This is a genomic window from Desulfosporosinus nitroreducens, assembly GCF_023897015.1.
Taxonomy (GTDB): domain Bacteria; phylum Bacillota; class Desulfitobacteriia; order Desulfitobacteriales; family Desulfitobacteriaceae; genus Desulfosporosinus; species Desulfosporosinus nitroreducens.
This window is the reverse complement of record NZ_JAMHFY010000019.1, coordinates 33,671-59,179: the sequence shown is the minus strand read 5'-3', so window position 1 is coordinate 59,179 and position 25,509 is coordinate 33,671. Positions and strand designations below refer to the sequence as shown.

Annotated in this window: 24 protein-coding genes, 1 pseudogene and 1 riboswitch; of the genes and pseudogenes, 12 read left to right on the top strand and 13 right to left on the bottom strand. The window is 40.9% G+C overall.

The genetic code is table 11. The features are described from left to right. Entirely contained in the window at window positions 1-885 is an 885-nt protein-coding gene (locus M8E35_RS18440) for an ABC transporter ATP-binding protein (protein WP_252471048.1), read from the bottom strand. A gap of 227 nt (window positions 886-1,112) precedes the next feature. On the opposite strand from M8E35_RS18440, the gene M8E35_RS18435 reads away from it, so the two are divergent. Further along, window positions 1,113-1,529, top strand: a complete 417-nt coding sequence (locus tag M8E35_RS18435) for a DUF421 domain-containing protein (protein ID WP_252471046.1) — start codon at window positions 1,113-1,115, stop codon at window positions 1,527-1,529. A gap of 392 nt (window positions 1,530-1,921) precedes the next feature. Here the strand turns inward: M8E35_RS18435 and M8E35_RS18430 are convergent, their stop codons facing one another. The 3 genes from M8E35_RS18430 to M8E35_RS18420 form a co-directional block, all read right to left on the bottom strand. Beyond that, complete coding sequence (locus M8E35_RS18430) at window positions 1,922-2,263, bottom strand: hypothetical protein (RefSeq protein WP_252471044.1); 342 nt, start codon at window positions 2,261-2,263, stop codon at window positions 1,922-1,924. Between the two features lie 97 nt (window positions 2,264-2,360). Then, window positions 2,361-4,073: an ABC1 kinase family protein gene (locus tag M8E35_RS18425; RefSeq protein WP_252471042.1), complete on the bottom strand. Its 1,713-nt coding sequence runs from the start codon at window positions 4,071-4,073 to the stop codon at window positions 2,361-2,363. 62 nt (window positions 4,074-4,135) lie between these two features. Next, window positions 4,136-4,402 carry an AbrB/MazE/SpoVT family DNA-binding domain-containing protein gene (locus M8E35_RS18420; RefSeq protein ID WP_252471040.1) on the bottom strand — a complete coding sequence of 89 codons (267 nt, stop codon included), beginning with the start codon at window positions 4,400-4,402 and terminating at the stop codon, window positions 4,136-4,138. Window positions 4,403-4,876: 474 nt separating this feature from the next. Between M8E35_RS18420 and M8E35_RS18415 the strand changes: the two genes are divergently transcribed. Continuing rightward, a complete protein-coding gene (locus M8E35_RS18415) occupies window positions 4,877-5,767 on the top strand; it encodes a hypothetical protein (protein WP_252471038.1) in 891 nt (296 codons plus the stop codon). Window positions 5,768-5,850: 83 nt separating this feature from the next. Here M8E35_RS18415 and M8E35_RS18410 read toward each other — a convergent pair whose 3' ends face one another. From M8E35_RS18410 to M8E35_RS18400, 3 genes are all read right to left on the bottom strand, one after another. Continuing rightward, window positions 5,851-6,300: a CBS domain-containing protein gene (locus M8E35_RS18410; protein ID WP_252471036.1), complete on the bottom strand. Its 450-nt coding sequence runs from the start codon at window positions 6,298-6,300 to the stop codon at window positions 5,851-5,853. Window positions 6,301-6,426: 126 nt separating this feature from the next. Next, a complete protein-coding gene (locus tag M8E35_RS18405) occupies window positions 6,427-7,674 on the bottom strand; it encodes an MBL fold metallo-hydrolase (protein ID WP_252471034.1) in 1,248 nt (415 codons plus the stop codon). An 18-nt stretch (window positions 7,675-7,692) separates the two neighbouring features. Beyond that, complete coding sequence (locus M8E35_RS18400) at window positions 7,693-7,896, bottom strand: DUF3006 domain-containing protein (protein WP_252471032.1); 204 nt, start codon at window positions 7,894-7,896, stop codon at window positions 7,693-7,695. 376 nt (window positions 7,897-8,272) lie between these two features. Here M8E35_RS18400 and asnB point away from each other — a divergent pair, with 376 nt between their 5' ends. Next, entirely contained in the window at window positions 8,273-10,159 is a 1,887-nt protein-coding gene (gene asnB / locus M8E35_RS18395) for an asparagine synthase (glutamine-hydrolyzing) (RefSeq protein ID WP_252471030.1), read from the top strand. 72 nt (window positions 10,160-10,231) lie between these two features. On the opposite strand, the gene M8E35_RS18390 is transcribed toward asnB, so the two are convergent. From M8E35_RS18390 to M8E35_RS18375, 4 genes and pseudogenes are all read right to left on the bottom strand, one after another. Continuing rightward, window positions 10,232-11,545 carry a hemolysin family protein gene (locus M8E35_RS18390; protein ID WP_252471028.1) on the bottom strand — a complete coding sequence of 438 codons (1,314 nt, stop codon included), beginning with the start codon at window positions 11,543-11,545 and terminating at the stop codon, window positions 10,232-10,234. Window positions 11,546-11,698: 153 nt separating this feature from the next. After that, window positions 11,699-13,003: a hemolysin family protein gene (locus tag M8E35_RS18385; RefSeq protein WP_252471026.1), complete on the bottom strand. Its 1,305-nt coding sequence runs from the start codon at window positions 13,001-13,003 to the stop codon at window positions 11,699-11,701. Window positions 13,004-13,178: 175 nt separating this feature from the next. Then, on the bottom strand, window positions 13,179-13,517 hold the full coding sequence (locus M8E35_RS18380; RefSeq protein WP_252471024.1) for a hypothetical protein: 339 nt from the start codon (window positions 13,515-13,517) through the stop codon (window positions 13,179-13,181). Window positions 13,518-13,576: 59 nt separating this feature from the next. After that, window positions 13,577-13,783 (bottom strand): annotated as a pseudogene (locus tag M8E35_RS18375) (ParM/StbA family protein); the annotation flags it as partial. 171 nt (window positions 13,784-13,954) lie between these two features. Further along, window positions 13,955-14,129, top strand: a riboswitch (cobalamin riboswitch). A 110-nt stretch (window positions 14,130-14,239) separates the two neighbouring features. Between M8E35_RS18375 and cobT the strand changes: the two are divergent. The 3 genes from cobT to cobS all read left to right on the top strand — a co-directional run bounded on the left by cobT (window position 14,240) and on the right by cobS (window position 16,785). Beyond that, the gene (gene cobT / locus M8E35_RS18370; RefSeq protein ID WP_252471022.1) at window positions 14,240-15,319 is read left to right on the top strand and encodes a nicotinate-nucleotide--dimethylbenzimidazole phosphoribosyltransferase; all 1,080 of its coding nucleotides are present in this window, start codon (window positions 14,240-14,242) and stop codon (window positions 15,317-15,319) included. Window positions 15,320-15,400: 81 nt separating this feature from the next. Further along, entirely contained in the window at window positions 15,401-16,042 is a 642-nt protein-coding gene (gene cobU / locus M8E35_RS18365; protein ID WP_252471020.1) for a bifunctional adenosylcobinamide kinase/adenosylcobinamide-phosphate guanylyltransferase, read from the top strand. 5 nt (window positions 16,043-16,047) lie between these two features. Next, window positions 16,048-16,785: an adenosylcobinamide-GDP ribazoletransferase gene (gene cobS, locus M8E35_RS18360; RefSeq protein ID WP_252471018.1), complete on the top strand. Its 738-nt coding sequence runs from the start codon at window positions 16,048-16,050 to the stop codon at window positions 16,783-16,785. A gap of 308 nt (window positions 16,786-17,093) precedes the next feature. On the opposite strand, the gene M8E35_RS18355 is transcribed toward cobS, so the two are convergent. Continuing rightward, window positions 17,094-18,017, bottom strand: coding sequence for a bifunctional enoyl-CoA hydratase/phosphate acetyltransferase (locus M8E35_RS18355; protein WP_252471016.1), 924 nt, complete (start codon window positions 18,015-18,017; stop codon window positions 17,094-17,096). Window positions 18,018-18,028: 11 nt separating this feature from the next. Continuing rightward, window positions 18,029-19,102, bottom strand: a complete 1,074-nt coding sequence (gene buk / locus M8E35_RS18350) for a butyrate kinase (protein WP_252471014.1) — start codon at window positions 19,100-19,102, stop codon at window positions 18,029-18,031. 659 nt (window positions 19,103-19,761) lie between these two features. Here buk and M8E35_RS18345 point away from each other — a divergent pair. The 6 genes from M8E35_RS18345 (at window position 19,762) to M8E35_RS18320 (ending at window position 25,456) form a co-directional block, all read left to right on the top strand. Then, the gene (locus tag M8E35_RS18345; protein ID WP_373887463.1) at window positions 19,762-21,381 is read left to right on the top strand and encodes a spore germination protein; all 1,620 of its coding nucleotides are present in this window, start codon (window positions 19,762-19,764) and stop codon (window positions 21,379-21,381) included. 22 nt (window positions 21,382-21,403) lie between these two features. Then, window positions 21,404-22,597: a Ger(x)C family spore germination protein gene (locus tag M8E35_RS18340; protein WP_252471010.1), complete on the top strand. Its 1,194-nt coding sequence runs from the start codon at window positions 21,404-21,406 to the stop codon at window positions 22,595-22,597. A gap of 9 nt (window positions 22,598-22,606) precedes the next feature. After that, the gene (locus tag M8E35_RS18335) at window positions 22,607-23,707 is read left to right on the top strand and encodes a GerAB/ArcD/ProY family transporter (protein WP_252471008.1); all 1,101 of its coding nucleotides are present in this window, start codon (window positions 22,607-22,609) and stop codon (window positions 23,705-23,707) included. 5 nt (window positions 23,708-23,712) lie between these two features. Beyond that, complete coding sequence (locus M8E35_RS18330; protein ID WP_252471006.1) at window positions 23,713-23,931, top strand: hypothetical protein; 219 nt, start codon at window positions 23,713-23,715, stop codon at window positions 23,929-23,931. Between the two features lie 273 nt (window positions 23,932-24,204). Beyond that, complete coding sequence (locus tag M8E35_RS18325) at window positions 24,205-24,891, top strand: putative ABC transporter permease (RefSeq protein ID WP_252471004.1); 687 nt, start codon at window positions 24,205-24,207, stop codon at window positions 24,889-24,891. A gap of 13 nt (window positions 24,892-24,904) precedes the next feature. Next, the gene (locus M8E35_RS18320) at window positions 24,905-25,456 is read left to right on the top strand and encodes an HD domain-containing protein (protein ID WP_252471002.1); all 552 of its coding nucleotides are present in this window, start codon (window positions 24,905-24,907) and stop codon (window positions 25,454-25,456) included. Window positions 25,457-25,509: the final 53 nt, after the last annotated feature.

Below are 25,509 nucleotides of genomic sequence, written 5' to 3'. Positions count from 1 at the left end.
TTAGGCCCCTTTTTCATAGAAGTGAAGAAAGATTTCTTCAAGATCGGGCTCTTCAACCCAAACATTAATGATTTCTATCTCTGAGATCTTTTTCATGATCGAATTAATATTTCCTTTAAATAAAAAGCTGATCATATTTTGACTTACCACTAAATTACTTACACCGTCAATATTAAAGTAATTCTCATCTAGCTTTACAGTTGTTTGAACTCTGATTTTCTTATAGTTGTTTTCTTGTAAGGCGCTGATCTTTTCAAGCTGTATGATTCTACCTTCTTTAATAATTGCAACACGATTACACATTCTCTGAACTTCACCTAAAATATGAGATGAGAAAAGGATTGTAGCGCCTTTTTTATTTTCCTCCTGTAATAATTCAAAGAATTTTTGTTGCATTAATGGATCTAAGCCACTGGTGGGTTCATCAAGGATAATCAGTTTGGGCTCATGAAGAAGCCCTTGGACAATTCCGACTTTCTTTTTATTGCCAAAGGACAAGTCATCAATCTTTTTGTTGAGATTTAGATCCATGGCATCGGCCAACTCACTTATTCTTTTACTGCAATCTTTTTTGTAGAAACTGGCGGAGTATTTTAAAAGATCGATTACTTTCATTTTGTCATAGTAGAAAACCTCCGATGGCAGGTAACCTATTTCCTTTTTAATTTCTGGTCCATACTTTATACAGTCCTTCCCAAATATTTTAGCGCTTCCACTTGTGGGATAAATCAGGGCTAATAAAGTACGAAGGGTCGTTGACTTCCCTGCACCATTAGGCCCAATAAAGCCAAAGATCTCTTTTTCTTCAACATTAAAACTGACATCAATAATTCCTCGTTCCTTGCCATAATTCTTGGTTAAATTATTAATTTCGATCACATTCATTTTTCTACTCCTTTATTTACACTTTTCAAATATATAACTATTTTTTTCATTTCTTTAGTTTGATATCCAACTTTTTATATTTTAGTTCAAACTAATTTATATGGACACCAAAGTTATTTAGGTACACTGTTTCTTCTTTAGTAATAGATTCCCTTGATTTAGGAGAATCTATCTAACCATAGGGTATACGGTCAACACTTTTGAGGAGCTAAAAGTATGGAATTAAGTTGGATTTGGCAAGCTGTTCTTATATTTTCGTTGGGACCTTTATCTTAAGAATTGGCGGGAGAAAATCTATATCTCAAATGACAATATCTCAAACTATTGTGATGATAGGATTTGGATCACTGCTAATTCAACCTGTATCTGGAAAAGGCTTGCTCATTACTTTTGCCGTAGCTTCTTTACTAACATTATTGATGATATTTGCTGAATATCTTTCGCTTAAGTCAGATATTCTGGAAACAATTTTTTCGGGAAAAGCAGTCATGGTTATCGAGAATGGTAAACCAATTATAAAAAATCTAAAAAAAATCAGATTAACCATCGATAAACTTGAAACTCGTTTAAGGCAGGCTGGAATATCTTCTATCGAAGATGTTCGATATGCAACGATTGAAGTGAGTGGTCAGTCATCAATTTGAAGGTAAAAATGAGCCTTGAAGCACCCTGCCCAAAGTTATGAAATAATCCTAATGCCCTAAGTACCAAAAATCCGTCTAGATTCTTGTATCCCAATAAAAGCGACACTTATTGCCGCTGATTAACACAAAGATCCTGTGAGTTAGTAGATGAATCGTAGAATACCATCGCGGTTGGCGGTTCGAAAGGAGTTACCTTATCTACTTGATCACTGGATGGGGCCATTATTAGGACAGGGAACCATATTGAATTATCTAGATTAATAACATCACTCCATTCTTATGTCTGTCGTCTGTAAACTTTATCTTTCCACCGTCTAAAGGCTTGAATACTGAATTAAAAAAAATTCCTTTCCCAAAAATATTGGGAAAGGAATTTTTTGACTTATCTTCTTCTATTTATTCTCTAGATCTTGACTCACTGGAGCTTCTCCCTTTGAACTCTCTCCGCACTGTCCGTGTTTAAACGGGTGTTGTGCATGGTGCCCGTGATGACCACAATGCCCGTGTCCCCCACCATGGTTGGCATGGTGTTTATGCATCGCTTTAAAAAACTGATGAATTGGAGATTCGCTGCCATGATGGTCAAAGCCCGCTTGCTTAGCTTTCTCTCGAAAATTCAGGAACGCCTCGAAGGCTTCTAACTTAGCTCTAAGCTTTTCTTTGTCCCCTTTAAGGTTCACTGTGTAACCTTCTTCATTTTCTTCGAATGTAAACTTAAAGTTCTCTAAACTCATAAATACCTCTCCTTTTTATAATCCTATTTTAACTTGATGTGAACCTCTACTTGATAATTCTTCATGAATCAAAGCAAATCTTCAAGGACTTATTTCCTTAGGGATGAAAACGCGGTTTTCGAAATCCTGAAGATTCTCTCATAGCCTTGCTTCTTTGACCCATTCCCTTTTGCCTGGAAGAATCTGAGTTGCGTTTTAAAAATGAGGCGAAGGTCAGAGCTGAAAGGATGATTAGCATCAATCCGACCTTAAAATATGAGCCTTCTAACAAAATTGTTCCGGAGATTAAAAACCCGCTGCTAAAAATCGCCCGCACAATTTTACTTGTCTGATCCCTCTGGTTTTGTATGAGATTTAACTCAAAACTTCTCGAGGGATGAACCCGAATCTCACCGCCCTCGAACCCAGTAATAAGTCGATTTAATTTTTCAGGCAGAGTAATAACTTCTGCAAGAGTTTTCTTCGCTTGGTCTAGAATGAAGCCTCCAGTGCCTTTTCCCGATTCTTCTCCAGCTAGCAATTCCTCAGCATAAGGTCTTAGCGTCTTGACAAGATCAAGCTTAGGATTCAATCCACTACAAATCCCCATGATCGTTAAGAGCGACTTTCCTAAAAACAAGGTCTGCGCCGGTATTTGAAACGGCTGAGAATACATAAATTCTCTTAATTCAAGCAGGAATTCCTCGGAATTGACTTTCCCCAGTTTAGGATCCTCAAAGACATTCCCTAATATAAGTTTAAGCCCTTTCGCTAAGGTCTGTTTATCAGCATGGGGTCGAAGGAATCCCAGTTTTTCAAAGGCTACCACCATTTGATCAGTATCTTTCTTAAACAGAGCCAGGACAAAAGCCATTAATTCTTCCCGCATGCCTTTCTCAATCCGCCCCACCATCCCAAAGTCGATGAAAACAAGGGTTCCATCTTCTTTAACTAATAAATTACCTGGATGTGGATCAGCATGGAAAAATGCGTCGGTCAGTAATTGTTGTACATAAGCAAAGATCAAAGTGTCTGCAAGCTGTGCTCTATCTAATCCAACTCTTTCTAGGGCCTGATACTCGTTCACTTTATAACCTGAGACATATTCCATCACCAGTACATGATTAGTCGTATATTCCCAAAACACTTCAGGAACGCTGATTCTAGAGTCCCCTGAAAAATTTGCTCGGAAGGTATCTGCATGTTGACCTTCTTTAATGTAATCAAGTTCATCTTGTGTCGTTTCTACGAACTCATGATAGATCTGCTCCAAATCGACCGCTGAACTTATTTTTGGGTATCGCTTGGCAAAAGTCACCATGAACCGAAGGGCGTTAAAGTCTGTTTGAATGATTTTCTCGATGCCGGGACGCAATATTTTAACTGCTACTTTATTGTGCCCTTTTATCTCAGCGACATGAACTTGCCCCAAAGAGGCAGATGCAATGGGTTCTTGAGAAAAATTCATAAAGACCTCAGCAATAGGTCTGCAAAATTCCTCTTCAATTCGCTTAATGATTTCACCCGTTCCTACCGGTCTGACAGCGTCCTGCAACTTCGAAAGCTCACTTGTGTATTCCTCAGGCAGAACATCCACTCTGGAGCTGAAGAATTGTCCCAACTTGATAAGAAGTCCTCCAAGTTCTGTAGCCGTCTCTGTAAACACGCTAGCCTGTTTTCTATAAATCCCTTTGATCTGCTTCTGATAGTTTTCTACTGTAAGGAATCGCTTTTTCTTATTAACCCGCCAAAGCTGAAATACAAATTGTATGAACATAGAGATAATCGTTCGAAAGCGTTTATCTTTAAAGAATTTAATGATAATTGGCATTAGTTTCCTCCTAGTCTTAAGCCTCGAACATTATGTTTACCTTAAATATTATGCGCTGAATCTTACCTTTTTGTTTTATCCTGATCCGAATCCCCATCGGAACAATTAAACAATTCCTCAAAAAATTTGGTTTTTCGAAACATCATGTCTGCAAATCTTGTCATGACATCGGATTTGAATAAGATGACGACCCCTCTTCTCTTATTGCCAAGAACTATAAGTTTCTCACCCGGTACTATACCGATTTCTTCTCTGGCCTCGGCAGGAATAACCACTTGTCCACGTTCTCCCATAACCGTTGAACCATAAAACTTACCATGATGCATCATTCTTACCACCTCTATAAAGTATGATACATCATACTTATCATACTTACAAGTTATTTTATTCACACTAACTTATAGTTGCCCTCTTAAAATTACATGGCAAACCGCCAAGCCCTCACCCAGGTAATTCCAACATTGACAGAACATTTGTGATTAGAGCACCTTCAAAGATAACAAGAAAGGCCTCACCTAAAATGCAATTCCGGACTTTTCTGATCCAATTTTACTATTTCTGAGGAAGGAGCGTCTGGTGGGTAATCCTTATGAGTGGAAGTAAGCTATTACCTGTTTATGTTGGTAGCAATGTCGAAAAATAGGGGTTCGATATCTTTACATTTTTTTGTCGCAAGGGTATCGCATTGTATCAATATTATGATAGGGTTAGAAAAGAGCATTTTTCCATCAATAAACTCGAGCGTTGATTTATGTAACTTTTTCTCTCTAAAATGCACTCTTAGAATAGAAAGGGGGAAGAGAATGGAAAAGGAGATATCTTCCTTCATCCGTTTCAAGTATACCTCGGCATTTTTTGTTTTCCTCGTTACCCTCGTCCTCACGAGTTCTGTATTCGTAAGTTATAAGGCAAGGGAAGCAGCCGGCAAGGAGATACTCAATGCGCACGATGTGATTCGAACTCTTAGAATGCATGGAATCGTCTTAAAGCCTGAGTCCTCGCTTAATCCGGAAGATTATAAGATCGAAGACACCGAGCCAACTATCTATATGGATTCTCGCGGAAACCAACTTTTGATTTATACACTCCGCTCCTTTGTAGAGAGACAACAGAAATTTAATGAGTTTGAGCTGTTAGACAAGTTGTCGCTTGCTCTACAAGACAAAACTTATTACTCTAAGTTATATAAAGTAAAAAACCTTCAGTTAATCTATATAATAGCCTATCCGTTTAAAGAAAAGCATCAAGTAGTTAATGATTATATGATGAAGATAAGTAAGGTGATCTTCAAAGACCTTAATGACGGAAAAGAGATTGTCTTCACTGGTGAAAGTGCCAGCTGGGAAGCTAAGGTTACAGTAAAATATTACGAACATTGGTGGACTGATGACAGTGAAAACAAGGTTCACCACGAGAGTTATCATACAAAAAACCCAACTATTACTTATAAAGGCCAGATTCCAGAGCATCCTGTTTCATTGGAGTACAGCTTCAGTACCAGAGGCAATAAGTTAAGCGGTACGCGCGACGAAATAACCCCTGAAGAGCTTATAAAAGGACCCCACCTTGGTTCCGGAGGGGGCAATGGCTATATACCCCTGGAGAATGATGTCTACGAAGTAAAGGTAACCTTGGATGGTAAAACAGAAGAATTTGATGCTACAATTAGAAACACCTCTCAATTTAGCAAATAGGAACAGATAGGGACAGGTACGTTGTTTAGACAATGGAAATAAACAACGTACCTGTCCCCTTTTTTACCCCTGTTTGGGTTCTTTTAATCTGCAATTAAGGTTTTTATAATATCCATTCTAGTTACTATTCCAATGATCTTCCCATTCTCTACAACGGGCAATCGTTTGATTTTTTTACTAACCATTAAAGAGGCTGCCTCTTCTATACTGGCCTCTTTAGAGATTTTCACCACATTCGGAGTCATAATTTCTGAGGCTTGCACTGCAATCAACTTTTTTAAATCCGATTCATATTGTTTAACACCGCGGTAATAAATAAGTGCTCCTAAAATTCCAAACACTCCAGGGATCTGTGGATTTTTTTCTTTATGTAATAAGTCTCCTTCACTAACAATCCCTACTAAATTCCCAGCACTATCAACTACAGGCGCACCGGAAATCTTATTGTCATATAATATTTTGGCGATTTCCTTGATTTCCAGATCCATTTGAATGGTAATGACATTTGTTTGCATAACATCCATGACCTTCATAAAAATCACTCCTTTTCTACATTTCCTAACATTGTAATTTCGCTTGCCATCCATTTATCGTATTGTATCATAATTTTTACATATTTGTTCATAGTCCCATGGAATTGCCTTCCGATAACCTAGCCACTATCTTTTAGCTGCCAGTTGCCCTTGAGCATCGTAAAGTGCTGCAGGATCGCCGTCATTATTCCAGATATTTGATTCCGTCCAAAGTAAACTATCCGATCCCGCCCGTGCTTTCTCTCCGCTTACAACTTTAAGCGACCCACCTGCAGTTAAGGTTGTATCCGTGGGGAAATTATAGATTTGATTGCCAACTTCACTCACTAATTTCCACCCGGTTAGATTAACTGCTGTATTACCCCTATTAGTTATGGTCACTACTTCTCCTCTTAAATCAACATTTGATAACTCCACGAGACCATGTGAAGTGAGGGGGGGGAGGTTTGCCTCGAGTTCAGTGGTGGAAGATGAATTAGCACCTGGAATTATTGGTTGTATTAATCCTTTCTTATTAAATTCTACTAATTCTCCATCTGTCGAAGCTACAATCGTCCCTGATTGATCCGTTCTAAATACTTCAATCCCTGCCTCGGCAAATCTATCTAAAACAGTTGTTGTTGGGTGACCGTACTCATTATCAGCACCCACCGAAATAATGGCATACTGCGGAGATACGGCCTTTAAAAATTCACTGGTTGTTGAACTTTTGCTCCCATGATGGCCAACTTTAAGCACAGTTGCTTTTAAGTTTTGTCTGTTCCGAAGCATTTCCTCTTCAGAAATATCTTCAGCATCCCCCTCGAAAAGAAAGGATACTTTACCATACGTCACTTTTAGTACTGCGCTGTAATTGTTCAGCTCTTCATAACTGCTATTGTTAGGTGCAAGAAATATTCCTGTAATGTCTGGAACATTCAAGCTCACTCCCGCTTTTGCTTGGACTTTCTTTGCGCCACTGATATTAACAGCAGCCATAAAGTCTTCAAAGGTTCTGGAGTTAGAGCTTACATTTGGCATATATACGGTTTTAGGTGGTATGCTTTGAATGACTGAATCTAATCCTCCTATATGGTCCTCATGAGGATGGGTTGCTACAATAGCTGAAAGTTCTTTGATCCCCTGAGATTTTAAGTAACTTACTACTTCTGGCCCATCATCATTATTTCCACCATCAATAAGAATTGACTGTCCGTCGGGGGAAATTAGGAGAATACTATCTGCCTGACCAACGTCGATAAAATGAACTTGCAATATTCCATTGGTTCCAGTAACAGTCTGAGCAGGAGCAATTTCCGCTCTAGCGCATCCGGAAAGACCAAACACCGAGAAAATGATAATGGGTAAGATGAACTGTTTTATGCGAAATAACACTTGTTGCAAACTCCTCTTCTATTGATCGAAAAAGTTTTCCAGCAGACTTTTGGCATTTTTCGAACGCTGTTTTGTTGCTTCTGAATCAAGACTTACTAAGATGTTAATTATGTCCCCTTCTTTAAGATCCGCTGTTAAGACACTGCGGGGTAAATTAAACGTGACGCGATTATCGGTTTCAATAATAGCCCAGTCCCCTTCAAACCGATCTATGACATACATACCGTTTTCCCCCTTGTGATACTTTTAAGAGCTTGTAAAAGGATTGATAATCATTTTAGATAACACCAGTATATTCGGCTAATACTATAGAGTGAAGTAATGCCTTTTCTCCGCAGAACTGGATCCTCATGCCTTGACCGCACCTGATTCACCTAACCATCAACTTGCTTATTTCTTATTATATCAAGCATAGTCTTTATTAAAAACTAGTGTGTCGAACTTAAATGCAGACCCTTTCCCTTGGCTTCAATCTAATTTCTCTAAAACTAAAATACTCAATTATGAAAAAATGGAACCTTTTACACCCTGAAGACATAGATTGTATGAGTAGTAGTTGATAATGATTATCTGTTTCAAACAAAGGAGGACTTGCAAAATGTGCGGTATCGTTGGCATGGTAAATTGGGAACACGATCTGACTCTTCAAAAAGAAGTTCTAATTGGTATGACAAATACCTTAATTCCCCGAGGGCCTGATGCAGAAGGATATTGGCTTTCCCCGCGTGTTGCTTTCGGACATAGACGGCTAATAGTGGTTGATCCCCAAGGCGGTCGTCAACCCATGATTCGTAAGCGTGGTGAATATACGTTTACCCTCATCTATAATGGAGAACTCTATAACACACAAGAGATCCGCCAAGAACTTATAAGCCGTGGTTATTCTTTCGAGGGACATTCTGATACTGAAGCAGTACTTCTATCCTACTTAGAGTGGGGACCCTCATGCGTAGAGCGCTTAAATGGAATTTTCGCTTTTGGAATTTGGGACAGTAAAGAAGAACAGTTGTTTATTGCACGTGACCGCTTAGGGGTTAAACCGCTCTTTTATCGTGAACAGACCGGTTCCCTCGTTTTCGCTTCCGAAATAAAAGCTTTATTGAAGCACCCTGACATTTCCCCCATCATCGGAAAAGAAGGTTTATCCGAAATCTTCCTCGTCGGCCCGGCCCGCAGTCCCGGAGTAGGTGTTTTCGAGGGCATTTCCGAATTAAAACCAGGTCATGTTCTGTTATACTCTAAAAACGGACTGCACATTCGCAGATATTGGGCCTTGCCTAACAATGTCCATGAAGACGACTTAAAGACAACGACCGCAAAGATTCGTGACCTTTTTCTAGATACAGTAAAACGTCAGTTGGTTTCAGATGTCCCCATTGGCACCCTGCTCTCTGGAGGATTAGATTCAAGTGCGATCACGGCAATCGCCGCGGAATCCCAAGCGCAAAACAATAAAGGGCCTCTGCCGACCTTCTCTGTAGACTATGCTGAGAATGATAAGTATTTTCTTCCTAATGCTTTCCAACCTGGCGCTGATGGACCTTGGATTGAACGAATGTCTCAGACCTTCGGTACCCAACACACAAACTGTTCCTTTAATATCCCTGAACTTGTCCAGGCACTCAAAGACGCTGCACTAGCCCGCGATTTTCCGGGAATGGCTGATGTGGATGCCTCATTATTACTCTTTTCCCGAGAGATTAAAAAGAAGATCACCGTGGGATTATCCGGGGAATGTGCCGATGAAGTGTTTGGAGGATATCCTTGGTTTCATCGTCAAGAGTCGTTGGATGCTCAAACCTTTCCTTGGGCCCTTCATGTCGAAAATCGTTTACAAGTTCTATCTCCGGACCTTATTGAACGGCTGCAACCCCATGACTATTTAAAAACACGTTATGAAGAGGCTCTTGCCGAAATCCCCCAACTGCCAGGTTCTTCCACTGTCCACCAAGACAGTCGAACTGTCAAGAAGAATCTTCAACGCGAAGCCCGTATCCGTGAGATCACTTATTTAACGATAACCCGTTTCATGCCTACACTCCTCGATCGCAAAGATCGCATGACCATGGCTGCTGGGTTAGAGGTGCGCGTTCCCTTCTGCGATCATCGTCTTGTTGAATATGCCTGGAACATCCCATGGGAGATGAAAGCACTGGAAGGCAGAGAAAAAGGACTCCTCCGACATGCTCTTACCGGGGTCTTACCCGAAGATGTGCTTTGGCGTCGCAAAAGCCCTTACCCCAAAACACATCACCCCAGTTACCTATTAGCTGTTCGTACCTGGTTGCAAGAAATCATCGAAGACAGCACCTCCCCGATTCTTCCGTTTTTAAATCTCCCTGCTCTTAAGGATTTAATGAAGCTCTCTGATACTATTCCTTCGGGTCGTCCTTGGTTTGGGCAATTAATGGACATTCCACAGCTCTTTGCTTATCTAATTCAAACCAATTTCTGGTTGCAGGAAAACAAAATTCGTTTTTGTTAAGAACGATCACCAGATGCTAAAGTTATAAAAGGCCTGCAAAAAAACATTTGCGGGCCTTTCATAACTTCAAGTTTAATGTCCTTTTGTCTCTTCGACGTTGTTAATTTCAGGGAGCTTTCTAAGAATCTTCACTTTTGTAATTCTGAATCCTATAACCTCCATAACTTCAAACTGAATACCCTCAAAGTGAACGACATCCCCTTTGACAGGCTTACGACCTAGTCTCGAAAATATATATCCCCCAATCGTAGAGACCGTTTCTTCCTCTAATTGAATGTCCAGCATTTCAGAAACTTCTTCCATCAACACGCGTCCATTCAACAGATATTCATTTTCATTCAGTTTCTGAATAGGAGGTTGTTCCAGCTCAAATTCATCATAGATTTCTCCGACTAACTCTTCCAACATATCTTCGATCGTGACCAGCCCTGCTGACCCCCCAAATTCGTCTACGACAACTGCCATGTGGGTGTGCTGACTCCGCATTCTCTGTACAAGATGAGAAATCGGCATACCTTCAGGAACGGCCAGGACATCCCGCTTAATCTGACAAATATCCTTCTCGCCCGGCTGTTCTTGAAGCCGGAGGATGTCTCGCATATGGACTAAGCCGATTACATGGTCTTTATCGTCATCACACAGCAAATAACGCGTATGACCGAAACTTCTAATGACCTCGTTAATATCTTCAAAGGTGTCCTGTATGAAAATACACACCATGTCTTGCCGCGGTACCATAACTTCACTAGCGTTACGATCCGAAAACTCAAAAACATTATCTAAGAGCTTCCCTTCTAATTTATCTAAATAGCCGTGCTTTTGACTGGCATCTACTAACATCCGAAGTTCTTCTTCGCTATGTGATAAGTCAGCCTCATTGGCCGGTTCTATTCTCCAAATACGCAACACCAGGTTAGCTAAGCCATTAAGTGACCGAATAACTGGATAACAAACCCAGTAAAAACTTTTTAAAAAACCAGCGGTGGCAAGTGCTGTGCTTTCCGCCTTTTGAATCGCCAATGATTTTGGGACAAGCTCACCCAAAACAATGTGTAACAATGAGATGATTGAGAAGGCTATAGTTATGGAGATAGTATGGGTGTAGATTGTGTTCCAACCAGCTATCCCAGCAAACAACGGTTCAATAAGGGACGCAATCGCTGGTTCACCTATCCAACCTAAACCTAAGGAAGAGAGGGTAATTCCGAGCTGACAAGCTGAAAGGTAAGCATCAAGTTGCGATGCTACGTCCAATGCTGTTTTTGCTCTCGGAGAACCATTCTCCGCCAGTTCTGCCAAACGAGTCTTACGTACTTTAACCAAGGAAAATTCAGCAGCCACAAATAGTCCATTTAGCCCAACCAACAAGAATGCGATTAAGATCATTATGACACTCCAAAGCAGTCCGTCTATGATTTTTATCCTCCTTTTAAATTCAAAAGACAACGATCTGTACACTTATTTTACTTATATAAGGTAACTATTATTCACACTGCACGTATCTCAATAGAGAAGCCTCTACTAAGTAGAGGCCTCTTGTTAAACCGCTTTATGGACGCCTGTCACTTCGCTTGGTTTGGATTCCAGTATCTTTCTCTTAACCATAACCTTGGTGATTCTAAAGCCCATAACCTCCATAACTTCAAAATGGAAGCCATCAAAATAAACGACATCCCCTTTGACAGGCTTGCGCCCTAACCTAGAAAATACATATCCCCCAATTGTAGAGACTGTTTCTTCTTCTAACTGAATGTCTAACATTTCAGAAACTTCTTCCATAAGGACACGTCCATTAAGCACATATTCATTCTCGGCAAGTTTCTGAATAGGCGGTTGTTCCAATTCAAATTCATCATAGATTTCTCCGACTAATTCTTCCAGCATATCTTCAAGCGTAACCAGCCCGGCTGATCCACCGAATTCATCCACCACAACAGCCATATGGGTTCGTTGACTTCGCATTCTCTGTACAAGATGAGAAATCGGCATGCCTTCAGGAACTGCCAGAATATCCCGTTTAATTTGAGTAATATCCTTCGTTCCCGACTGTTCCTGCAATCGAATGATGTCTCGCATATGGACTAAGCCAAGCACATGATCTTTATCATCATCACACAGCAGATATCGCGTATGCCCATACTCCTTAACAACTTCGAGAATCTCATCAAATGTATCCTGGATAAAAATGCAGACCATATCTTGACGAGGAATCATGACCTCACTAGCGATCCGATCAGAGAATTCAAACACATTGTCCAGTAATTTACCTTCTAATTTATCTAAATATCCATGCTTTTGACTGGCATCGACTAACATTCGCAGCTCTTCTTCACTATGTGATAAATCAGCTTCATTGGCGGGTTCGATACCCCAAATACGCAAAACCACATTAGCTATGCTATTAAGCGCCCAAATAATTGGGTATAATAGCCAATAGAAAAATTTCAAAAAGGCTGCACTAGCAAGCGCAATACCTTCTGCATTTTGAATGGCCAATGACTTAGGGACCAGTTCTCCCAGAACAATGTGTAAGAAAGAGATGAGAATAAAGGCTATTGCTATAGAAACGGAATGAGTGTAGATCGTATTCCAACCGGCTAGGTTCACGAACAAAGGCTCGATTAGAGTTGCAATCGCTGGTTCACCAAGCCAACCCAGACCTAATGATGCCAACGTAATTCCCAGTTGACAGGCTGAAAGATACGCATCAAGTTGCGAGGTGACATCGAGTGCGCTTTTTGCCCTGCGGGAGCCATTCTCTGCAAGTTCCGCCAAACGAGTCTTTCGAACCTTGACCATTGCAAATTCAGCAGCAACAAAAATACCGTTTAATCCGACCAACAAAAAAGCAATTAAAACCTTTATGCCACTCCAGAGCAGACCGTCTATGATTTTTCTCCTCCTTTTAATATCTGAAAACCTGATTCATTATCTATTATCTTATCTATATATTGTTATTTGTACTTATGCTAAGAGATAATTATACATCACTTTTAGCAGTTATATCAAAGGTTTTTTATTATCCTCTTAAAATCTTTAAAACAGTTTCATCCTCTTCCGTACCAATTATATGTTTCATCATATACTCGTAGCCGGATATTGAGGTAACCTCTTCGCGCGTAATCCTAATATCCGGTTTCTCGTCCGAATGAGGGTCATCTTTTTGAATAAATAAATCTTCTAAGGTAAACGGACCCGACTGTTTCACCTCATTCTCTACTTCTGTCTCCAGCTCTTCTGCATGAGTTTCCTCATCTTGATTACCGTCATCACTGATCTCCGGTACATCTTCTGCCGCTTTATAAATCGGATTCCTAAAAAGCACTTCCCTGTTAGTCTCTATTAATACCTGTTTCAAAGTCTCTTTAATAAAGGAAGTTCTCTTTTCCGGCTCAATTTGTTGTAAAGCTAACCAAAGTTCCGCTTCAGATTCATCACCAGCGATGCTATTTGTGTTTGTAAGTCTGACCCTTTACTAATTAGGGTATTTCCTAAGGTAGAAAAAATCCGTTCATTTCCTTTACAAATCACAGCAGGAAATAATACCTTCGTTTCTCCTGTGTCCAGTTTTATCGCACCGAATCCAGGATCCGCTCCAGCTACCAGTATATCGCTCTCAAACACACTTGTTCCTCCTATTCGTATTCCTCTATGCAATTGCTAATAATATCAACTTACTAATACCTACCATTATATACGAAGGAAACACGCTTGTAAAAATGTCTATTCATAATTCTCGCAAATTCTCTTAAATTTTCCTTGAGATTAAAAAAAAGTTGTGCTATTCTAAAAGAAAAAAATATTTCCATTTTAGGTGCCCCTTTGGGGAGAATAGGGAAGTTCGGTACAAAACCGACGCGGACCCACCACTGTACTCGATGAGCTTCGTCAACCACTGGTTTAGCTGGGAAGGTGACGAGTTAAGCGATGATTCGATAGCCAGGAGACCTGCCTAAGATGTTACGTCTTTCCATAGTGTGGAAAGCGGCGGTGATGACGGTAAAGTCCCGACCACAGATTTTTTTGTGGTCGGGACTTTCCTATTTTACAAAATGCGATATTATTAGAGGAGGAAATTACATGAAAAACTTTACGGAAGATCAACTCTATGCTCGATTAGAAGAACTTACTGCAAACATCTTAGATCTCGACGAAGAAGCTATGGCCCAAATTCAAGTGCGCTTAGATTCACTTACAAAGCCTCAGGGAAGCCTAGGCCAATTAGAACATTTAGCCAAACAGCTTGGCGGCATCCAACGAACCTCCAACCCTAAAATTCAGAAGAAAGCCGTCCTCCTAATGGCAGGAGATCATGGCGTTGTCGAAGAAGGGGTAAGTGCCTTTCCGCAGGAAGTAACTCCTCAAATGGCCTACAATATTATGAATGGCGGCGCCGCTATCAATGTCCTTTCTCGCCAAGCGAATGCAGAGGTTTTTTTAACGGATGTCGGTATTGCCTTCCCCATAGATGGAAACATTATTCATCAGCGAGTCGCCAACGGAACTCAGAACATGTCTAAAGGTCCGGCAATGTCCCGACATGAAGCTCTCCAGGCTCTTCTCGTTGGAGCCAAAGTCGCCGAGGAAAAGATACGTGAAGGATATAACCTCTTTGCCACAGGTGAGCTGGGAATTGGTAATACCACCCCCAGTTCAGCCATCGTCGCCCTCTTCACAAATTCCTCCATTGAAGAGGTAGTTGGACGTGGAACCGGAATTGATGACGCAGGAGTCATCCGAAAACGCCGAGCTATTGAAAAAGCTATTGAGGTCAATCAGCCGGACACAACAAACGCCCTCGATGTACTAGCCAAAGTAGGGGGCTTGGAAATCGCAGCGATTGCTGGTTCAATCCTTCAAGCTGCTGCCAGCAATGTTCCGATAGTAGTAGACGGGTTTATCTCGACTGCCGGCGCACTTATTGCGGCCAAACTTGCCCCCAAAAGCGTTGCCTATATGATTCCCTCTCATGGCTCCGTCGAAATAGGCCATCGCAATGCTTTAGCAGGCCTGGGTCTGGATCCTGTACTTAACTTAAATATGAGACTGGGAGAAGGAACAGGTGCTGCCTTAACCTTTTACTTAGTTGAAGCCGCTCTTCATATTCTTGAGGAAATGGCCACCTTCGCTGATGCCGGAGTCAGTGAAAAATCAATCTAAATCAATGGAATACAGGAATACAAGCCTTATTCATGTCTTATTCTTGTCTTAATCACAAAAACATGGGAGTCGATGAATGCTATGTCTCAATTTACACTAGTTACAGGCGGTGCTCGAAGCGGCAAAAGCTCCTTTGCAGAACTTCTTGCCGCTCAGGCCAAGCGTCCGGTCATTTACATTGCGACCGCTCAGATTTGGGACGAAGAAATGGCCCTCCGCGTCAAAAAGCACCAACTGCAACGTCCACCCCATTGGCGACTAATCGAAGAACCTATCAATATCCGTGAAACTTTGCTTCAACTTAAAGATGAAGATGGGGTCATTCTCCTTGATTGTGTCACCCTTTGGCTTACTAATCTGCTCTTGGCAGGTCAATCACAACCCGCGACCCCTTCCTGCCCTGGCGGGGAAGAATTCTCGATAGACCTGGAAAACGGCCATGATGCCTTCAATAACTTGCTTGAACCTCAGATCTTGGATGTGGTGAAGAACGTTGCCCATCTAGCTCGAGAAATCAAACCGCAAGTCATCTTTGTCTCCAACGAAGTCGGCCAAGGAATTGTTCCTGAAAATCCTTTAGCCCGAGCTTACCGGGATTTAGCCGGACGAAGCAACCAAATTCTAGCTTCAAGCGCTGATGATGTATATGTAGTCGTGGCAGGTATCCCCATGGAGATAAAACACTCCGGCGAAAAGTTGCTTGCTTCCCTGCTCAAGGAGTGATTAATTTGCGTAGCTTTCTAATTGCACTTACCTTTTTGACTCGACTCCCTTTGCCTGCACCTAAAGTTGAAATTACCTCTGAAGAATTTTCACGTAGTTATCGTTATTATCCCTTGGTCGGACTTGTCATAGGACTCATTCTCTGGCTTCTGGCGAAAGGGTTAACTCTTTACTTCCCCCCCTTGGTTCTGGGTGCTCTCTTGTTGGTTGCAGAGTTAATGCTTACAGGAGGGCTCCATCTCGATGGGTTCATGGATAGTATGGATGGTTTATTGTCCGCCCGAAGTCCTGAACGCATTCTGGAGATCATGAAGGACAGTAGGATTGGGGCTCACGCCTGTATGGCTCTCTTTGGCTTACTGCTCCTGAAATTCTCCTTGCTCGCCAGTCTGACACCCTCTCAGTTTCCCATCCTCCTGGTTATGCCCATGCTCTCACGCTGGGTATTTCAGATTGGGATGGTCGGGTTTCCTTATGCCCGCCCCCAAGGGCTGGGAAAAGGCATTCATGAGACAACCCGCTGGCTTCCGTTTCTTTTCAGTGGGGGGTTAGTTCTAGGAGCCTCCTTTTATCTAGCTTCATTTGCCGGCCTTATCGCTTTTGGAGTCTGTGTCCTTGCTGTAACCCTTTGGGCTGCTAGGATTTCCTCCCTATTAGGGGGATTAACTGGTGACCTTTACGGAGCAATAATTGAGCTTTCTGAAGTTGTCTGTTTATTGGCCGCTTTTCCCTTCCTAAGATAATCAACACCCTTAAAGCATTATTGGATGCTTCTCTGCGCTACAATAAAGAGATTACAACGGACATTACGGGTAAAACAAATAATTAACACAAAAAGGCACGTATCTAAATGATAGTGCTCCCAAGCGCTCCTTTACTGACGCTTTACCATTCGCCCATATCCCAGACAAAACCATCGTGGCCTTCATCTGATTTATTTGATACCCGTTTTTCTGTTTGCTGCAAAATACTTTTATCTACGTTCGAACACCCACTATTAAGTGGGTGTTCCTTGTTATTCCATCAAAAGGAATATATTCAAAATCAATGCCTATACAACATCCTTTTTCAACGCTTGAAGTACTGAAACTACAATAGAATTAAGCTTATTTTCCGCTGTATCGGTTCTGGATGTAAATATCAGTGGCACGTTGGCGCCAGACACTACCCCCGCTGCCGTATATCCAGAAAAGTATCTCAATGATTTATCTAATATATTGCCTGCTGCCAAATCGGGCATAACTAATACATCCGCACGACCGGCAACTTCGCTTTTTATCCCTTTATGCTGTACCGCTTCAAGAGAAACTGCATTGTCAAAACCTAGCGGTCCGTCCACAAAACAGCCTTTAATCTGCCCGCGCATATTGGCAATTGTCAACATAGCTGCATCAACAGTGGACTGTATATTCGGATTAACTTGTTCAAGCGGCGCCACAATTGCAACTTTTGGTTTTTCAATTCCCAACTGATGGCATAACTTTACGGCATTTTGAACAATCTGTACTTTCATACTGTAATCGGGAGCAACATTAATAGCGCAATCAGTGACCAACATCAGTCGATTTTCTTGTTTATAATGGAAGATAGTTGATTGACTAATGATTGCCTTATCACTAATCATCCCCATATCTTTATTAAGAACAGCCTTCATAAAAGTGGCTGTCTGCAATAAACCTTTCATTGGCATATCTGCTTTTTTATCGGCAACAAGTTGAGCGACTATCTGGGCAGCCTTGGCATCATCCTTTTCTTCAATGATTTCCCAAGCTGTTGCGTCTTCCCCCAATTCTGCTAAAAAATTCCGTATCTTTTCTCCATCCCCAACTAGGATGGACTCAAGAATCCCTTCACGCTTGGCAGCAACAACAGAGGACAGTGCATCTAAGTCATGAGCCGCCGCTACCGCAGCTTTTTTTGAAATATTGTTAGCTTTAAGCCATGTTAAAATCTCACTAAAATCAGCAAACCCCATCTTTTCTCCTCCTATACTGATACAGTTTTAAGGGGCTCATTACCTTTAAGAACTTCCAGTGCCCCAAGAGCTAAGGCATCCATTTCATTCTCACCAGGGTAAAAGATAACTGGTGCAACAAACCCAATTCTCTCTTTCATCCTTGCGGTAATTTTTTTCGAATTGGCAATCCCCCCCGTAATAATAACGGCATCGACATTACCTTCCAGTACAGCCCCCATGGCCGCAATTTCCTTGCAGGTCTGATAGATCATTCCTTCTAAACACAACGCGAAATAACTGTCTTCGGCCGCTTTCTCTTCAACCGTCCACACATCATTCTCCTTAAGGTAAGCGGTTAAACCACCTTCTCCATTGAGCATTTTTTTAATTTCTTTATGGCTGTATCGTCCCGAAAAACACAAATTGACCAAAGAGCCTACTGGTAGCCCCCCTGTCCGGTTAGTAGAAAATGGACCATCACCATCAATGCCATTTGTGGCATCAATCATTTTACCCTTGCGATGTGCTGCAACTGTAATGCCACCGCCCATATGAGCAACAATAAGATTCAAATCCTCATATTTTTTGCCAGTATCATGGGCAAAACGCTTGCCTGTCGCCCGGTGGTTCAAGGCATGAAACCGACTCTCACGCGGTAGCTCCGGATGTCCGGATAAACGGGCTTCTTCAATAAATTCATCCGTTACAGGCGGATCAACTACCACTGGAAGAACATTAGTTCCTTCCGCCATCTTGTAAGCAATTTTGCTGCCAACATCGCAAGCATGTCTCCCATACAAACCTGAGGCCTGTTGTTCCAACATGTTTTCGTCGATTTTATATACTCCGCCTTCTAGAGGCTTGGTGTGCCCGCCACGTGCAGCAACTACATCGAGCTCATTAAAATTAAGACCGTTGTCCTTAAGAAATCTTTCAATTGCAGCGCGGCGGTAACCATCTTGCTCCAATACATCACCAAACACCGACAGTTCTTGTACCGAATGGTCCAACGATGTTTTCAATTTACATTCTTCGTTGACATAATAGGCCAGTTTACTTGAGGTCGATCCGAAATTGATAGTCAGTATTTTATATTGTTTCATATTAAACCAACCCCTTAATACTTTTTAAGTATTAGAATCAAGTTATCCAGGGCATTCTTGACTCCGTTGTGATATCTGGATACCTTTCAGGCAAACCTCTTAAACACTCTTGGCAACCCACAAATTCAACAGCTGCGATTCTAACTAAAAAATCTTAGTATTTTTACAATTCATAGCAGGCTATTTGCTACTTAATTGACTTCACCATCCTTTCCTAAAATTTTCGTAATGCATTCATGACTGCTAGGGAATCAATGGAGATTTGCTTAAATCAACTCTTTGAAATTCGCGTGTGAAAAAAGGGTCTATTTCTGGCAGTATACATGCATTATCATCTGTGGCATTCTCTCTTAGACAATACTTAAGTAAAAAAGATAAGGCGGCAACTATCTGAAAGATATTCGACGCATCAATTCTAAATCCTTTAAATTTTCTAAATATTATAATAAATAAGAACTGTTTGAAATTTACCCTTCCCTTCCCTTTCTTTTCTTTTCTTTTCTTTTCTTTTCTTTTCTAATACGGTTAAGCCATGTCAATTTTTCCATGTGCTTTTCTTTATTATTTTTTAAGCAATTATCCTTCTTCGTTAAACAGTAAATAACTTCAGCCTACATTGGTGATATTAATAAGAAGACTATAGGAAAGGGATGGGGGTAGTGCTTCGTTATCTAATTAAAAAATCAAAATTTTTAAAGTTACTGTGCCAAAACGCCCTTGAACGTAATAAACAAGAACCTTCACAAGATGGCCCAAATACCCTAACTAACCTTTCTCAAAGCCTTAAAACAAACCTGGACCTTATCAAAGGCGTTATAGGAAACAATTATGATGTTGTAATACGAGAATTCACTTTTGACAGGCAGCGGCAAGTCAATGCTGCCTTAATATATCTAAGTGGAATGACAGATCCGACGATTATTAATGAGAGTATCCTAAAGCCTTTAATGTTTGAATCACGTCTTTCAATTAATTCAGCACCAAAACTTGACGATGTCGAGATGATTAGAACAACCATGCTTTCGGTGGGAGAAGTCAATAAATCTGTTAATATCGATGAAATACTCGATAGCTGTCTGTCAGGTTCGACTATTCTGTTGGTCAATAATTGTCATGAGGCTTTAATGATCATGACCGCGGACTGGAAGTCCCGTAGTGTCGATGAACCTAAAACCGAATCTGTTGTCCGGGGACCGCGCGAAGGCTTTATAGAAAGCTTACTGACAAATACTACCTTATTAAGGCGTAAAATAAAGAATTCGGATTTAACAATAGAATCCATGAAAATCGGTCAGCGTACTAAAACAAGTGTTAGTATTGCCTATATAAAAGGCCTCGCTAATCCTTTGCTCATTGAGGAAATTAAACGAAGGTTAAATGATATTAAAACCGACTCAATTTTGGAGTCCGGTTACATAGAACAATTTGTTGAAGATGCCCCTTTTTCCATATTTTCTACCGTGGCAAATACAGAAAAACCCGATTCAGCAGCTGCCAAAATCCTGGAGGGACGTGTAGCCATTCTAATAGATGGCACTCCATTTGTCCTCACTGTTCCAATGCTTCTGATTGAAAGCTTTCAGTGCTCTGAAGATTATTATTCCAGACCATATTTTGTAAGCTTTATACGAATGATTAGATATTTAGCTTACGCAATTAGTATCTTTGCCCCTGCAACTTATGTAGCCTTAACAACTTTTCATCAGGAATTGATTCCTACCCCACTGTTGTTTAGTATGGCGGCAGCGCAGGAGGGAGTACCTTTCCCAGCATTGGTAGAAGCCATGGGTATGGGAGTTGTTTTTGAGATATTAAGAGAGGCTGGTGTAAGATTACCAAGGCCTGTTGGCCAAGCAGTTAGCATTGTGGGGGCTTTGGTTATTGGACAATCCGCTGTGACCGCAGGACTAATTGGAGCACCTATGGTAATCGTGGTTGCCTTGACTGCCGTAGCAAGTTTTGTGGTTCCAGCCCAAACGGACTCTGGAGGAATACTGCGAATACTCTTTGTTATCTTAGCTGGTTTTTCAGGAGGCTTCGGAATTATGATCGGTTTTATTGGACTCTTAATTCATTTAACTTCCTTAAGATCCTTTGGTACTCCTTATTTGTCCCCTCTCGCTCCCCTTAGTGTGAGTGATTTAAAAGATTCCTTTATAAGAGCACCACTATGGGCAATGATAGCCCGTCCTAGAACGATCGGTTGGCATGATCCTAAACGTCAGGAATTCCGTTTGAAACCCAGTCCTCCCTTAGAAGAAGATACTCAGTCAAAATAATTCTTTTAGATAGAGGTTAATTATGAAAGGGCTTATCAAGATTATCGTCACACCGCTAATAATTATAATTCTCACTCTAGGCACAACAGGTTGTTGGAATCGTCGTGAGTTGCCTGCCTTAGGAATTGTCATGGGCGTAGGCATAGACAAAGCCGAGGGTACTGATAAATTAGAAATTACAACGCAAATAATAAAAACGTCTGAGCTCAAATCGAGTACTCCTGAGGAAGGTGGCGCCGGAAGCAGCAGCAGTGGTGGCGGTGCTTATTGGAATGTCAAGAACTCAGGGGAGAGCATGTTTTCAACAATTAGAGGCTTTACGCATAGAACAAGCCGCAAATTGTATTTTCCACATAATCAAATCATTATCTTTGGTCAATCTCTTGCCAAACAGGGAATTCAAGAATACCTTGATTTCCTTCTTAGAGACCAGGAAACCCGTTTAGAGGTATTAATGTTGGTCGCGGAAGATAAGTCAAGTGATATCTTAAGTGTAAAATCACACCTAGAAAAAATTCCCTCGGTCGGTGTTTCAGATTTAATGGATTCACAAGCTGCAAACTCACAGACAATTGTTATTCGGCTAAATCAGTTTGTTACTCGCATAATGAGTCCGACAACTGCACCGATTGCTCCAATCATTAGTATTAAAGGAAAAGCTGATAATAAGGAATTGGAAGTTTCCGGCACAGCAGTTTTTAAACGCGATAAATTAATTGGTCAAATGAACAAAGAGGAAACTCGAGGCCTATTATGGGTCATTAATGAAGTAAAGAGTGGCATTATTGATATTGAATGTCCAGACCAAGAAGGTACAGTTAGTTTAGAAATCATTAATGCCAAAAGTAAAATTACCTCAGAAATAATAAATAATAAGCCCTACATAAAAATCGATGTCAAAGAAGAGGGGAATATTGGCGATCAATCCTGTACAGCAAGTTTAGTATCCCCTGACGCGGTTGCAGCGTTAGAAGAGAAAAAAAATGAGGCTATAAAAGATGAAATAGAATCTGCTCTAAGCAAGGCCAAAAAGCTTAATGCAGATGTCTTCGGTTTTGGAGAGGTTATACATAAAAAACACCCCAAGGAGTGGGAGGAGATGAAAGACGACTGGGATAAAATTTTCCCCGATCTTGAAGTAGAGATTCTTGTTAAGGCTAAATTACGCAGATCCGGTAACTTAGGACCACCTGCCGCACCACCAGAAAAGGAGTAATAATTTCAGATGAGACTTGAAAGAGGAGAAATATCGAGTTCCCAATTGATGTTTTTGATAAGCTGTTTTATACAGGGAGGACTCTTCCCATTATCCTTTGCCTATTCAATTTCCAAACATGATACCTGGCTAGCTTTGATAGCAGCCTTTATCATTGGAGTATTTATAGTACTGATTTACATTGCACTTGCAAGCAAATTTCCGGGCAAAAACATAATTGAAATCAATGATCTTATTTACGGACCCTACTTTGGCAAGTTGGTTTCCTTGCAATATATCTATTTCTTTATAATTTCATTATCCGGATACCTCTGGTTTATCGGTGATTTTGTGCTGACGTTTATTATGCCTGAAACTCCGATCATCGTAATTATGACTATGTTTACTTTCATCTGCGCCTGGGCGGTACGCAAAGGGATCGAGGTTATTGCCAGAATAAGTGTGATTTTCGTCTTTATTCCGGGAATTATTATTCTCTTAACGTTTGCACTTTTGCTAAAAAACATGGAGTTTACTAATTTCTTACCCGTTTTTGAAATTCCGCTAGAGGATTTTATTCAAAGCACTAATATAATAATGCATATTTCTGTTTGCGAAGTACTAGTTTTTTTGATGGTGATTCCTTACATGAACAAGCCAAAACAAGCAAAAAGGTCCGTCCTATTGGGAATTATTAGTGGCGGATTGATACTGTTAACTGGTACGATACGTAACATAGCAGCACTGGGACCCCTTAGTGAAATAGTAACATCCCCTTCTTTACTAGCAGTAAGCTTAATCAATATTGGAAAAATTATTTCTCGGTTAGAAGTTTTAGTGTCAATGGCCCAAATACTTTTGCTGTTTATTATTACCAGTGTTTTTTATTATGCTGCTGTTTTGAGCGTAGCTCAAATCACAAAGATGCGATCATACCTGCCGGTAGTTATCCCTATTGGCATCATAGGTATATCTTTATCTCTCATATCGTATGATTCCAGAATGCAATTTAGCTATTCAACAATGTATATCACTCCAATCTTAAGTATGCATATTTATATTGTTATTCCTCTGATATCCTTAATTGTAGCTAAACTGCGAAAATTACCCCAAAGAAACGGAAGGAACTAATCCAGATGATATTTTTGTTAGTGTGTGTTTTCGTAGGGGTCATCCTCTTTGAGGTCCCAAGTCTGATTAGGAAAAAACATTGGCGAGAATTAACAGTATTTTCAATTCTCCTATCAATCGCCTTTGGTATGGCCTTCTTGGAAACTATCGGCGTGAAGATCCCTAGTCCTGCCAAAGGAATAGATTATCTTATGGAGGACATCTTACATTTAAATTATCATTAATCATCCAACTGCAAACACAAAAATCTTCTCGGACATTCATAAATCGGCGACTGATCCAAGCATCCTAATATCGTTCATAGAATACTAAAAATAGGGATAGAATCAAAAAGCATTAAGAATTATATGCTTGTGCACAAGGATATAAATGTACAATAAAGCCCTTTTCGGTTAAACTATATATCATACATAATGTTTTAATTAAGTACGGAAAGGGTGACCATGCTGACAAACTTTGTCCTCACTTTCTCGATTTACGCTTTTGCAGGCTGGGTTATGGAAACCATATACCGCTCCATTACCCAACGCAGACTGGTGAACCCGGGATTTCTTGCCGGTCCTTTTCTTCCGATTTATGGATTTTTTTCAATAATGGTAATATGGACTTCCGGTCTCTTAGGTAACGTCAATTGGCTGTGGCAATTTGCTTGGTTTGTCTTTTTGAGTACCTTGCTAGAGTATTTCGCTGGTTGGTATTTCGAACGTTTCTTTCATCTGCAACTTTGGGACTATCACTCTGTTTCCTTTAATCTTCACGGACGGATAGCGCTTCCCTTCAGCTTGCTCTGGGGCGTCTTAGGTCTTTTGTTTTATCAAATCGTCAACCCTGCGGTTCAAGTCCAAATGCAGTTAATACCCTCTCCCGTCCGTGCTGTTTTTGCTGTCATCCTGACAGCCTATGTCATCTGGGATCTTATTAACTCTACCCTGTTGCTTCGGCGCTTGGAACACTTTGTGTCTGTATTCCAAGAACGATATGAGCGATTGGAACTTCCAACGTTCCATATAGCTTGTTCTCCATTTTACCGACTCCTGCATACCTATCCTAAAATGCGTCATACTGTACATAAAAAAATGAATTTACTGTATGCCAAGCAAGAAGCCCTGGAACACTTCTTGAAACAACAACGTAAGAAATTCTATAATCCCGATGGGGAAAACGACTCTCACTCACTTGACTAGGAAGGTGAAACCATTGAATTTATCCGAGCATGTCGAGGACATTCTAAACCACGAAGAGTATCAGCAGTTGGCCTTATTTACCCATCATCGGCCCTTCACTACTCTTGAACACTCGCTCCGAGTTGCCCAGATAGCCTATAACTGGTCCATCCGTCTTGAAAAGAAAGTTAAATTAGATACCCATGCAATTACTCGCGGCGCCCTCCTTCACGACTTTTTCCTGTATGATTGGCATAAGCTCAGGCCGGACGGATCACGTTGGCATGGCTTTCGTCATCCCCGCATTGCTTGTCAGAATGCAGAACGTTGTTTTGAACTCAGCGAAAAGGAAAAAGACATTATTTTAAGTCATATGTGGCCGCTCACCCTCCGCTTGCCACGCAGCAAGGAAGCCTTTCTCGTCATGTTTGCTGATAAGATGGCCTCAATTCAAGAATTCCGTTTTAAATTTAAGCGACATCTCCCCCCCTCTGAACGGTATACGTCTCTTCACCTTGTAAAACACGGTAAACTCGTGAAGCTAAAGACTTCGGTTCCTAACCCCCATAACATTAATCCCCAGTGACCTAATGTCTTGTGAACATCATAGAAGGTGAATAATCCATAGAATCTAACCGC